Here is an 11,357-nt window from a genome sequence, read left to right on the forward strand (position 1 = left end):
GTGCGGTCACGTGCTCGCGCCGTGACCGCACCGTTCGCCGTTACCTGGGGAGCGCGGCCTCGATGGCCGCGACGACCTCCGGGGCGTCCGGCACGGTCGTCGGCCGGAAGCGGTTCGCCACCGTGCCGTCGGGCGCGATGAGGAACTTCTCGAAGTTCCACTGGATGTCGCCCGCGGCGCCGTCGGCGTCGGCGTGCTTGGTCAGTTCCGAGTAGAGCGGGTGCCGGCCCTCGCCGTTGACCTCGATCTTCTCCAGCAGCGGGAAGCTGACCCCGTAGGTGGTCGAGCAGAAGTTCGCGATCTCCTCGGGCGTGCCCGGCTCCTGCCCCATGAACTGGTTGCACGGCACGCCGACCACGGTCAGGCCGCGGTCCGCGTAGTCCTTCGCCAGCTGCTCGAGCGCCGTGTACTGCGGGGTGAGACCGCACTTGGAGGCGACGTTGACCAGCAGTACCGCGCGGCCGTCGAAGGCCGCCAGCGAGGTGGGTGCACCGTCGAGGGTGTTGATCGAAATGTCCTGGATCTGGGGGTTCGTCATGAGGCCAACGGTACGGGAACCGATGCGGCGCCGGACTTTTCCGGACCACCGACCGGGACGGACGACTCGGGACGGTCGTCCTCGGGCAGGTGATCGTCCACCATCGTCGACTCGTCGAACGGCAGCTTCCCGTCGAGCACGGACCGCACCCTCGACGCGTCCACCGTGCGCGTCCAGGTCCCGATCAGCAGGGTGGCCACCGCATTTCCGGAGAAGTTGGTGACCGCGCGGGCCTCGGACATGAACCGGTCGATGCCGACGATCAGCCCGACGCCGTCGAGCAGCTCCGGCCGGTGACTCTGCAGTCCGCCCGCGAGGGTGGCCAGGCCGGCGCCGCTCACGCCCGCCGCACCCTTCGACGCGATCATCATGAACGCCAGCAGGGAAAGCTGCTCGGGGATCGAGAGCGGCTGGCCCATGGCGTCGGCGATGAAGATCGAGGCCATCGTCAGGTAGATGGCGGTGCCGTCGAGATTGAAGGAGTACCCGGTGGGCACCACGATGCCGACGGTGGCGCGCTGCACCCCGACGTGCTCCATCTTGGCGATCAGCCGCGGCAGGGCCGACTCCGAGGAGGAGGTGGCGAAGATCAGCAGGTACTCCCGCGCCAGGTAGCGGACCAGCTTGAAGATCGAGAACCCGGACACCACGCGCAGGATCAGGCCGAGCACGACGAACACGAAGATCGCGCAGGTGACGTAGAAGCCGAGCATCAGGGTGCCGAGCGCGGTCACGGCGCCGAGACCGGTCTGGCCGACCACGTTCGCGATGGCCCCGAAGGCGCCGATGGGCGCGAGCCACAGGATCATCGACAGGATCCGGAACACCAGCTTCTGCACATGCCCGACGCCGCGCAGGATCGGTTCGCCCTGCTTGCCCATCGCCTGCAACCCGAACCCGACCAGCAGCGCCACGAACAGGGTCTGCAGGACGCTGCCGACGGTGAGCGAGGACAGCAGCGACGTCGGGACTATCCCCGCGATGAAGTCCATCGCGCCGCCCGCGCCGTGCGCCTTCTCCGCGAGATCCGCACCCGCCGCGGACGTCGCCTCGCTCAGGTGCAGGCCGGTGCCCGGGTCGAGCAGGTTGCCCACGACCAGCCCGATGCCCAGGGCAACCGTGGACATGCCGACGAAGTAGGCGAGCGCGAGCCCGCCGACCTTGCCGACGCTCGCGGCGGCCTTCACCGACCCGATGCCCAGCACGATCGTGCAGAAGATGACCGGGCTGATCATCATCTTGATCAGGCTGATGAACAGGGTGCCCAGCACCCCGAGGGCCTTGCCCGCCTCGGGCGCGAGCCAGCCGACGAGCACGCCGGCGACCACCGCCGCGATCACCCCCAGGTACAGCCAGTGGGTACGGTCTCGCTTGCGCGCCGCCGGCTGCGCGGGGGTAGCGTCCCGCTCGGTGTCGTTGGTCATCTCTGGTCCTCTTGACTGCCGCTCTCGGAAGTGACCCGCATCACTTCGCCTCGGGAAGAATGGTTAAACGCAATCGGACGACAGTCACGTTTGCGTGCATTTCGTTCACGAGAGGACTTCACGGGTGAACAGGTCTCCACGGCGGCCGAGTCTCGCGCGCCAGGTGTTGGTGCTGCAGCTGCTGGTGCTGGCTGCGGTCGTACTGGCCGGCAGCGTACTGACGGTTCTCGACGAGCGGCGCGACGCCGACGCGGCCACCGAACGGGAGGTCGTCGCGGTCGCCGAAACCTTCGCCGGGGCCGATTCGACGGCGGCGGCGCTGGTCTCCCCCGACCCCAGTGCGGCGCTGCAGCCGCAGACCGAGCGAATCCGGGAGGCCACCGGTACCGACTTCATCGTCGTGATGGCGCCGGACCGGACCCGGTACACCCACACCAATCCCGCACTGATCGGGCAGCCGTTCAGCGGCAGCATCGACCGCGCGCTGGCCGGTGAGACCTTCACCGAGACCTACACCGGCTCGCTCGGCCCGTCGATCCGGGCGGTGGCACCCGTGTACGCCGACGGAAGGGTGGTCGGGCTGGTGGCGGCCGGGGTGACCAGGGAGCGGATCCTCGACCAGTTCCTGCGGGGGCTGCCCGCGGTCCTCGCGGTGACCGCGGGCGCCCTCGCGCTCGCCAGCCTGGGCGCGCTGTTGTTGAGCCGACGGTTGCGCCGACAGACCCTCGGACTCGGCCCGGACGAGCTGCGCACCCTCTACGAGCACCACGATGCGGTGCTGCACTCGATCGGCGAGGGCCTGCTGGTGTTCCGCTCCGGCTCGGACACCGCCGAGGTGGTCAACGACGAGGCCCGTCGGCTGCTCACGCTGCCGGACGGACCCGTCACCCGCGATCGGTTGCCGGAGTCGCTGCGCGCGCTCGGGCCGCGACCGGTGAAGGACGAGGTGCACCTGACGGGCGACCGCGTTCTGCTGGTGAACCAGGACCCCGTGCTCTTCGAGGGCCGCGAGATCGCCGTGGTGACAACCCTGCGCGATCACACCGAACTGCGAAACGTCACGGGAGAGCTGGACTCGATGCGACAGTTCACCGATTCCCTCCGGGCGCAGTCGCACGAGTCGGCGAACCGACTGCACACCGTGATCACCATGGTCGAACTCGGCCACACCGAGGAGGCGGTCTCCTTCGCGACCGCGGAGCTCGCCTTCTCGCAGCACCTGGTCGACCGGTTGACCACCTCGCTCCAGGAACCCGCGTTGGCCGCCCTGCTGCTCGGGAAGGTCAACCAGGCCGCCGAACGAGGGATCGACCTCACCGTCACCGACGACAGCGCCCTCGCCACCGCGGACCCCCTCACGGCACGCGAACTGGTCACGCTCGTCGGCAATCTCGTCGACAACGCCATCGACGCGGCCGGCCCCGACACCGCCGACGAGCGGCCGTGGGTGGAGGTGACCGTGCGCTCCGACGACGGCGGACTCGACGTCCGGGTCGCGGACAGCGGGCCGGGAATGTCACCGGAGGCACTCGAGCGGGCCACCGCGCGCGGCTACTCGACGAAGTCGGACCACCAGGGCCTCGGCCTGGCGCTGGTGATGCAGGTGGTCACCCGGCATCACGGCAGCATCGACACCGAGATGTCCTACGGTTCGGTGGTTCTCGTCCACATCCCCGCGGGAGGTGCCGCGTGATCCGGGTGCTGGTCGTCGAGGACGAGCCGCTCATCGCGGAGGCGCACCGCGCCTACGTCGGCCGGGTGCCCGGCTTCACCGTGCACTCCGTGGTGCACACCGGCGCCGCCGCGATGCGCACCGTCGCCGTCGCGAACGCCACCGACGAGCCGATCGACCTGATCCTGCTCGACCTCGGGCTGCCCGACGGCAGCGGACTCGACGTCGCGGCCGCGCTCGGCAGGCTGCGGCCCACCCCCGACATCATCGCGATCACCTCGGCCCGCGACCTGTCGATGGTGCGCGCGGCCGTGGCGCAGGGCGTGGCCCTGTACCTGCTCAAGCCGTTCACCTTCGCCGCGTTCCGGGACAAGCTCGAGCGATACCTCGAGTTCCGGCGTGCCCTGCCCAGCGGCGAGAAGGCCGTCAGCCAGCGGGACGTGGACCGCGCGATGGCCGTCCTGCGGAGCTTCGACGAGCGGGCGTCCACACCGAAAGGTGTTGCACCGCAGACGCTGGAGCAGATCTCCTCGGCCGTGCGGGAGTCGGTCACGGGGCTGAGCGCCTCCCAGGCGGCGGCCGCGGCGGGGGTCTCCCGGGTGACCGCCTGGCGTTACCTCGAGCGGCTGGCGGAGGACGGCCTGGTGGACCGGCGCTCCGAGTACGGCCGCGCGGGCAGGCCGCAGGTGCGCTACGTCTGGCGTTGAGTTGCCCCTGCGCCGCCGGTGACGCCCGCCGCGCTCGCGTACGGGCTCAGTCGCAGCATGGCCCTCCTGGCGAGCGGCCTGGCCAGCGGCGTGAGGTAGCGGCGCCACCCCAGCGTCGCCGCGATGTCGGCGACGATGTCGTCGACAGCGCGCGACTGGTAGGCCAGCAGCCGCTGGCTCTCCGCGGTGTCCAGCCAGTCCGTCGCGTACGGCTTGCCGCTGAACGCGTTGTCCGGCAGCATGTCCAGGCTCATCGCGCCCAGCATCCGGGTCAGGTACTCGCGATAGGTGAGCTGGCAGGTCGGTCCCCCGCCGAGGAACAGGACCCGACCCCACACCTGGGGCGTGTCCAGCGCGTTCGCGAGGGCGACCGCCGCGTCGGCGGGATGCAGGACCTCGATCCGGTTGTCCAGACCGATCTCGAACATGATCGGTTCCGCCGGACGGATGCCGATGATCGGGACGTCCGCGAAACGCGGAATGAACCAGTCGAGGCCCGACGCCCGAACCATCTCCTCGCCGGCGATCTTGTGCGCGGTGTAGGCGTCTGTCGGGACGGTCGGATCGTCGACCCGACGCGGCGGATCACGGTGCAGGGTGTGGCCGTGCACGTCGAACGTGGACGCGAACAACAACTTCGGCGGTCGTGCCTGCGCCGTGCACGCCCGGATCACGGTGCGGGTGCCGTCCACGTTGACCTGGCGGGCGTACTCCGGGTCGTCCTCGCTCCCGGGCGGGATCACCGCCGCCAGGTGCAGCACCGCTTCGGCCCCGTCCACCGCGGACGCCACCGTCGCCGGGTCCCGGATGTCGCCCCACATCACGTCGACGCCGCCGACGCCGCGGGCCCGGCGCCTGTCCTCCGGGGTGTCGAGGGACAGGACCCGGACCCGGTGACCTCGTCGCCGCAGCTCGGCCAGCACGTGCGAGCCGATGTTCCCGAACCCGCCGGTCAGCAGCAGCCTCATGACCGGATGGTGCCCCGGCCGGGGATCAGCGGCAGGTCGAGCGCGGACAGCAGGCCGGGCTTGGCGTCGCCGAGGTAGGGGATGGCGTTGATCGCGCGCATCCCGGTGGCCAGGCAGCCGCCGGTGATCGGGTCGTCGTCGCGTTCGCCGCGGAAGGCGGTCTCCTGCGTGATGTTCGGGCTGCCCTTGATGATCACCCGGTACACGTCGTTGTCCACCGAGGTGGCCCGCGGCCAGTGGGTGGCCGCGTCGTTGGTGATCCGGTTGACGTGCTCGATGACGATCTTCGCCTCGTCGCCAACCCAGCCGCGGATCTCGAACCGCACCGCGGCGCACTGGCCCGGCTCGATGACGCCGTACTTGTACTCGATGGGCTCGGTGGCCGCCCACTTCTCGTAGACGGTGTCGATCCGGTCGAGGGTCACGCCGACCGCATCGGCGATCATCGGGATGGTGTGGCCCCACGCGAAGATCAGGACCTCCGGGATCTCCAGCACCGCGGCCTGTTCGATGGGAGCGCCGATACCCATGGTCGGGCCGTAGTCACCGGCGTAGGTGGCGTAGTCCAGCAGCTCCTGCACCCGCACGCTGTCGACCCGACCGCAGACCCCCATCAACGTCATCGGGAACAGGTCGTTGGCGAACCCGGGATCGATTCCCGTCGTGAAACAAGACTTCCCGCTCTCCTGGCAGGCCTGCTCGAGCGCCACGCGCATCTCGGGCGGACACGGCTCGGGGTACACCAGCGGCGTCATGGAGGTGGACACGACGTGCTTGCCGGACCGCAGCGACGCGGTCATGTTGTCGATGTTCTGCACCGCGTACTCGGCGGTCGGGCCGAAGTAGGCGACCGCGTCCGCATCGACCGCGAGCGCCGCCTCCCAGTCCGTCGTCGCCGCGAGGCCGACCGGTTCGGCACCGACGAGGGTGCCGGCGTCGACGCCGTCCTTGGCGGGATCGTGAACGATGACGCCGACCAGCTCGAAAGCGGGATGGTCGATCAGCTCGCGGATCACGAGCTTGCCGACGACGCCGGTGCCCCAGACGATGACCTTGTGCTTCATGCCGTGCTGCCTCTCGAAGATTGATGTGCGTCAACAGGTTCCGAATGTCAGCGGAAGTACTCTCCCGCGTTGACGAAGAGCGTCTGACCGGTCAGCATCCGGGCCCGGTCGGAGGCGAAGAAGACCACCGAGTTGGCCACGTCGTCGTCGGCCGGCATCTCGCCGAGCGGCATGTTCGCGGTGATCTCGCCGATCACCGTCTCCTCCGGCACGTCGCGCTGCTTCGCGGACAGCGCGACGTACAGCTCGATCGGCGGACCCCACATCCACGTGGGCACAACGGTGTTCACCCGGATCTTGTGCGGGCCGAGCTCCTTTGCCAGCGACCACATCGCCGCGTGCAGCGCCCCCTTCGAGGTCGCGTAGGCGGACTGCGGGAGCTGCGGGTGGAACATCGCCTGGGAACCGATCAGGACCACGGACCCGCCCCGCTTCTTCAGCTCGGGCAACGCGGCCTGGGTGAGCGTGAGGGTGCCGATCACGTTGGCGTCGAGCATCGCCTTCCACGCGTCGAGGTCGGCCCCCTCGAGTCCGCCGAAGACGTCCTCCTTCGCGGCCACGTTCACCAGCGCGTCCACGCCGCCGAAGCGGTCCGCGGCCGTGCGGACCAGCCCGGCGCACGCCTCCTTGTCGAGGATGTCGGTCACCGCGTACGCGACCCGTTCCCCGGTGGGGTCGATCTCGTCGGCGACCGACTTCAGATTCGACTCGGTCCGGGCACCGAGCACGACATTCGCGCCGTCCCGGTACGCGGCCAGCGCGATCTCCCTGCCGAGGCCGTTGCCGACCCCCGAAACGACGACCGTCTTGCCCTCCAGCAGTTCCACCATGTCGACCTTCCTCCACGGGTGTGACGCGCAACATTACGTAACTTCGCGTTACGATTTGTTGCAAGGTAGCACCGCGTTAGGCTGCGGACAATGACTTCTGGCGAAGAAACGACGGACCCCGCGATCGAGCGCAGGCGCGGCAGGCCGCGCAACCCGGCGATCGACGGGGCCGCGCTGGCCGCCGCGCGCGAGTTGCTGGCCGAGGTCGGCTGGGACCAGACCACGATGGTCGCGATCGCCGAGCGGGCCGGCGTCGGGAAGCCGGCCCTGTACCGGCGCTGGCCCTCGAAGACGCATCTGGTGTTCGAGGCGATCTTCGGCTGGGTGGACGACGCCACCCCCGTCGCCGACGCCGCCGACCCGGCGGAGTGGATCCGGCGGTCGTGCGCCTACTCGCTCGAACTGTTCGGCCGGCCCGAGGTCAAGGCCGCGCTGCCGGGCCTGCTGGCGGCGTTCCGGGATCGCGAGGACCTGCTGACCACCCTGTGGACGGACTTCGGCGGCCCGGGGATCGGCATGCTCGCCGACACCCTGGCACGCGACGGCACCGGGGACGGCGCGGCCCTGGACGCGCAGGCCACCATGCTGTTCATCGTCGGCGGCGCCATGATGCTGCGACTGCTGATCGCGGACGAGGACGCGGCCGGCCTCGCCAGCCGGATGCCCGGAATCCTCACGGGCGGTGTGGCGGGCCCGCCGCCGGCGGACTAGAAATGCGGCTTCGCCGCAGTGGTGCGCTTACGGAGTCCAGGGGCTCCGTTTCCACTCCACTGCGGCGAAGCCGCATGCTCACGCGCCGACGGTGTCGAGCACCCAGGCGTACTCGAACGCGACCTCTTTCCACTTCTCGTACCGGCCGCTGACGCCGCCGTGCCCGGCGCTCATCTCGGTCTTGAGCAGCAGCGGCGCGTCGCCGGTCTTCGTGGCGCGCAACGCCGCGACCCACTTGGCCGGCTCGACGTACAGCACCCGGGTGTCGTTGATGCTGGTGATCGCGAGGATCGCCGGGTAGTCCTGGGCCGTGACGTTCTCGTACGGGCTGTAGGACTTCATGTACTCGTAGACGTCCTTGTCCGCCAACGGGTTTCCCCACTCGTCCCACTCGATGACGGTCAGCGGCAGGGACGGGTCGAGGATCGAGGTCAGCGGGTCCACGAACGGCACGTTGGCGAGGATCCCCCCGAACAGTTCCGGCGCCATGTTGGCCACCGCACCCATCAGCAGGCCGCCGGCACTGCCACCGTCGGCGACCATCTGGGCGGGCGTGGTGCGGCCCGTGTCCACGAGATGCCGTGCGCAGGCGACGAAGTCGGTGAAGGTGTTCTTCTTCGCCAGCATCTTCCCGTTGTCGTACCAGTGCCTGCCCATCTCACCGCCGCCGCGCACGTGCGCGACGACGAACACCATGCCGCGATCGAGCAGCGAGAGCCGTGCCACCGAGAACCCTGGGTCCATGCTGGACTCGTAGGAGCCGTAGCCGTACAGCAGCAGCGGCGCCGGCCCGGCCGCGGGTACATCCCCCGTCACTGCGCTCGCCCCGGCGTCGCTGCGGCGCTTGACGATCGAGATGGGGATCTGGGTGCCGTCCGCCGCGGTCGCCCAGTCCCGGTGCTGCTCGTAGTCCGCGGGATCGTAGCCGCCGAGCACCGGCTGCGCCTTGCGCAGCAGCAGGGCGCCGGTGGCCACGTCGTAGTCGTAGACGCGGCTCGGGGTGATGAACGAGGTGAATCCCAGCCGGAGCAGCGGTCCCGACCACTCGGGGTTGCTGCCGACGCCGACGGAGTACAGCTCCTCGCCGAACTCGAGCTCGTGCAGATCGCCGTAGCCCTCGGCGCGCAGCGGCCACACCGCCACCCGGGTCAGCGCCTCCCGGCGATAGCTCAGCACCAGGTGCCCGGCGAACGCCTCGACCTCCTCGAGGCGCACGTCCGCGCGGTGCGCGAGCAGGGTGCGCTGATCGGTCGGGTCGGCGACCGGGGCGTCGACCAGGGTGAAGTTGTCCGCCTTGGCCCCGTCGACGTCGCCGTTGTGCAGGATCAGGAAGCGGTCCTCGCCCGCGACGACCGCGTGCTCGACGCTGTACTCGACGCCGTCCACCCGCGGCAGCACCACTCGGAACTCGCCCTCGGGGTCGTCCGACTCGAGGCACAGGATCTCGGAGGTGATCTTCGATCCGATCCAGATCATCAGGTACTTCTCGCTGCGGGTGGATCCGAAGCCCACCCAGAACCGCTCGTCCGGCTCGTGGAAGACCAACACGTCGTCGGTCTGCGCGGTACCGAGCCGGTGCCGCCACACCGTGTCGGGGCGCCAGGCCTCGTCCACGGTCATGTAGAAGACGTGCTGGTTGTCCACCGACCAGGTCGCGCCCGGGGCGGTGCCGGGGATCACGTCGGGCAGCTCGTCGCCGGTGACCAGGTCCTTGAACCGCAGGGTGTACCGCTCGTCGCCCGCGGTGTCGACGGAGTAGGCGAGCAGGGTGCCGTCGAGGGTGACGGAGAACGCGCCGAGCGAGAAGAAGTCGTGCCCCTGCGCGAGCTCGTTGGCGTCGAGCAGCACCTGCTCGCCCGCGATCTCTGTGTCGGCGGACAGCTCGGGCGGGGTCCAGTCGTCCTGGCCCGCGATCGGGCAGCGGCACTGCACGCCGTACTGCTTGCCCTCGTAGCTGCGCGAGTAGTACCACCACCGTCCCATCCGGGACGGCACCGACAGGTCGGTCTCCTGGGTGCGCGACTTGATCTCCTGGAAGATCGACTCCCGCAGCGACGCGAGGTGCGCGGTCCGCGCCTCGGTGTACGCGTTCTCCGCCTCCAGGTGGGCGACCACCTCCGGGTCGTCCTTGACCCGCAACCACTCGTAGTTGTCGACGAAGGTGTCGCCGTGGTGGGTGCGCTCGTGCGGGACCTTCTTCGCGACCGGCGCGACCGCCGTGGCGGGGACCGGGGTGACAGGCGAACTCATGCCGCCACCCTATGCGCACCCCGGCCCCGCGTGGCGGCTACACCCAGTCGGCGAAGGACAACCCGGAGATCCGCTCGTAGGCCTCGATGTACCTGCTGCGGGTCGCCTCGACGATCTCCGGCGGCAGCGGCGGCGGCGGCGTGTCCGAGGCCCGGTCCCAGCCCGACTCGGGCCCGGTCAGCCAGTTCCGGACGAACTGCTTGTCGAAGCTCGGCTGCACCCGGCCCGGCTCGTAGCCGTCGGCGGGCCAGTACCGAGACGAGTCGGGGGTGAGCACCTCGTCAGCGAGCACCAGGTTGCCCTGGGCGTCGAGGCCGAACTCGAACTTGGTGTCGGCCAGGATGATTCCCCGGTCCGCGGCGAAGCTGGCGGCCCGGAAGTAGATGTCGAGAGTGTCCTCGCGCAGCTTGACCGCCAGGTCCGTGCCGAGCTGGTCCACGACCGTCGCGAAGTCCACGTTCTCGTCGTGGTCGCCCAGCGCGGCCTTGGTCGCGGGGGTGAAGATCGGGTCCGGCAGCTTGCTGGCCTCGACCAGCCCGGCGGGCAGCTCGACGCCGCACACCGCGCCGGTGCGCTGGTAGTCCGACAGTCCCGACCCGGTGAGGTAGCCGCGGGCCACGCACTCGACGGGCACCATGTCGAGCTTCTTGACCACCAGCGCGCGGCCGAGCACCTCCTCGGGGATGCGCTCGTCGTCGGGCGCGCCCGCGAGGTGGTTGTGCCCGCCGAGTTCCTCGAAGAAGAAGACGCTCATCGCGGTGAGCACGCGTCCCTTGTCGGGGATCGGCGTGCTGAGGATGTGGTCGTAGGCGGAGATCCGGTCGCTGGCGACGAGCAGCAGGTGCTCGTCGTCGACCGTGTAGAGGTCACGGACCTTGCCGCCGGCCAGGTGGGCGTAGTCGGAGAGTGAGGGGCGCACGCGGCCAACCCTATCGGGTCACTCCCCCGGGCACTCGTGGGCGACCGCCCACCGCAGGCGTTGGTCTATCCTGCAACCGTTGTCGCGGTGTTCGGGAAGTCCGGTGCGAAACCGGCGCGGTACTCGCCACTGTGAGCAGGTACGTCGACTACCCGGGGTTCGGCCCCAGCCACTGGACGTTCGAGTCCGGGAAGGCGTGGTCGGCGGCTGACCCTGCCGAGCCAGGAGACCGGCCGTGACGCATACCTGCACGTTTTCCACGAGTCATGGAAGG

The 11,357-nt window shown here is 69.9% G+C and carries 10 protein-coding genes and 1 riboswitch; of the genes, 3 read left to right on the forward strand and 7 right to left on the reverse strand.

Annotation, left to right across the window (positions count from 1 at the left end):
- Positions 1 to 40: 40 nt before the first annotated feature.
- Together ACFXGJ_RS13360 and ACFXGJ_RS13365 are read right to left on the reverse strand one after the other, a co-directional pair.
- The gene (locus tag ACFXGJ_RS13360; RefSeq protein ID WP_378620297.1) at positions 41 to 538 is read right to left on the reverse strand and encodes a glutathione peroxidase; all 498 of its coding nucleotides are present in this window, start codon (positions 536 to 538) and stop codon (positions 41 to 43) included.
- Positions 535 to 1,962, reverse strand: coding sequence for a cation:dicarboxylate symporter family transporter (locus tag ACFXGJ_RS13365; RefSeq protein WP_378620300.1), 1,428 nt, complete (start codon positions 1,960 to 1,962; stop codon positions 535 to 537). The genes ACFXGJ_RS13360 and ACFXGJ_RS13365 overlap by 4 nt, the downstream gene beginning before the upstream one ends.
- Before the next feature lie 124 nt (positions 1,963 to 2,086).
- On the opposite strand from ACFXGJ_RS13365, the gene ACFXGJ_RS13370 reads away from it, so the two are divergent.
- On the forward strand, positions 2,087 to 3,655 hold the full coding sequence (locus ACFXGJ_RS13370; RefSeq protein ID WP_378620302.1) for an ATP-binding protein: 1,569 nt from the start codon (positions 2,087 to 2,089) through the stop codon (positions 3,653 to 3,655).
- Positions 3,652 to 4,341, forward strand: a complete 690-nt coding sequence (locus tag ACFXGJ_RS13375; RefSeq protein WP_378620304.1) for a response regulator — start codon at positions 3,652 to 3,654, stop codon at positions 4,339 to 4,341. The genes ACFXGJ_RS13370 and ACFXGJ_RS13375 overlap by 4 nt, the downstream gene beginning before the upstream one ends.
- Here the strand turns inward: ACFXGJ_RS13375 and ACFXGJ_RS13380 are convergent.
- Genes ACFXGJ_RS13380 through ACFXGJ_RS13390 form a run of 3 tightly spaced genes read right to left on the reverse strand, consistent with a single transcriptional unit; the run spans position 4,326 to position 7,203 of the window.
- The gene (locus tag ACFXGJ_RS13380) at positions 4,326 to 5,309 is read right to left on the reverse strand and encodes an NAD-dependent epimerase/dehydratase family protein (protein WP_378620306.1); all 984 of its coding nucleotides are present in this window, start codon (positions 5,307 to 5,309) and stop codon (positions 4,326 to 4,328) included. The genes ACFXGJ_RS13375 and ACFXGJ_RS13380 overlap by 16 nt on opposite strands.
- Positions 5,306 to 6,373 (reverse strand): dihydrodipicolinate reductase, encoded by a 1,068-nt coding sequence (locus ACFXGJ_RS13385; RefSeq protein ID WP_378620308.1) that lies wholly within the window; start codon positions 6,371 to 6,373, stop codon positions 5,306 to 5,308. Before ACFXGJ_RS13385 ends, ACFXGJ_RS13380 begins: the two co-directional genes overlap by 4 nt.
- 47 nt (positions 6,374 to 6,420) lie before the next feature.
- Positions 6,421 to 7,203, reverse strand: coding sequence for an SDR family oxidoreductase (locus tag ACFXGJ_RS13390; RefSeq protein ID WP_378620310.1), 783 nt, complete (start codon positions 7,201 to 7,203; stop codon positions 6,421 to 6,423).
- 90 nt (positions 7,204 to 7,293) lie between these two features.
- Here ACFXGJ_RS13390 and ACFXGJ_RS13395 point away from each other — a divergent pair, with 90 nt between their 5' ends.
- Positions 7,294 to 7,914: a TetR/AcrR family transcriptional regulator gene (locus ACFXGJ_RS13395; RefSeq protein ID WP_378620312.1), complete on the forward strand. Its 621-nt coding sequence runs from the start codon at positions 7,294 to 7,296 to the stop codon at positions 7,912 to 7,914.
- A gap of 78 nt (positions 7,915 to 7,992) precedes the next feature.
- Here ACFXGJ_RS13395 and ACFXGJ_RS13400 read toward each other — a convergent pair whose 3' ends face one another.
- Entirely contained in the window at positions 7,993 to 10,164 is a 2,172-nt protein-coding gene (locus ACFXGJ_RS13400) for a S9 family peptidase (protein WP_378620315.1), read from the reverse strand.
- Positions 10,165 to 10,201: 37 nt separating this feature from the next.
- Entirely contained in the window at positions 10,202 to 11,083 is an 882-nt protein-coding gene (locus tag ACFXGJ_RS13405; protein WP_378620317.1) for a phosphoribosylaminoimidazolesuccinocarboxamide synthase, read from the reverse strand.
- 68 nt (positions 11,084 to 11,151) lie between these two features.
- Positions 11,152 to 11,336: riboswitch (cobalamin riboswitch) on the forward strand.
- The last annotated feature ends 21 nt before the right edge of the window (positions 11,337 to 11,357 follow it).

This window comes from Rhodococcus sp. NPDC059234 (genome assembly GCF_042754225.1).
GTDB lineage: Bacteria > Actinomycetota > Actinomycetes > Mycobacteriales > Mycobacteriaceae > Rhodococcus_G.

Bases quoted from the DNA above. Each gene is read 5' to 3' on its own strand.
- ACFXGJ_RS13360 (WP_378620297.1), bottom strand. From the start codon at position 538: ATGACGAACCCCCAGATCCAGGACATTTCGATCAACACCCTCGACGGT.
- ACFXGJ_RS13365 (WP_378620300.1), bottom strand. From the start codon at position 1,962: ATGACCAACGACACCGAGCGGGACGCTACCCCCGCGCAGCCGGCGGCG.
- ACFXGJ_RS13380 (WP_378620306.1), bottom strand. From the start codon at position 5,309: ATGAGGCTGCTGCTGACCGGCGGGTTCGGGAACATCGGCTCGCACGTG.
- ACFXGJ_RS13385 (WP_378620308.1), bottom strand. From the start codon at position 6,373: ATGAAGCACAAGGTCATCGTCTGGGGCACCGGCGTCGTCGGCAAGCTC.
- ACFXGJ_RS13390 (WP_378620310.1), bottom strand. From the start codon at position 7,203: ATGGTGGAACTGCTGGAGGGCAAGACGGTCGTCGTTTCGGGGGTCGGC.
- ACFXGJ_RS13395 (WP_378620312.1), top strand. From the start codon at position 7,294: ATGACTTCTGGCGAAGAAACGACGGACCCCGCGATCGAGCGCAGGCGC.
- ACFXGJ_RS13400 (WP_378620315.1), bottom strand. From the start codon at position 10,164: ATGAGTTCGCCTGTCACCCCGGTCCCCGCCACGGCGGTCGCGCCGGTC.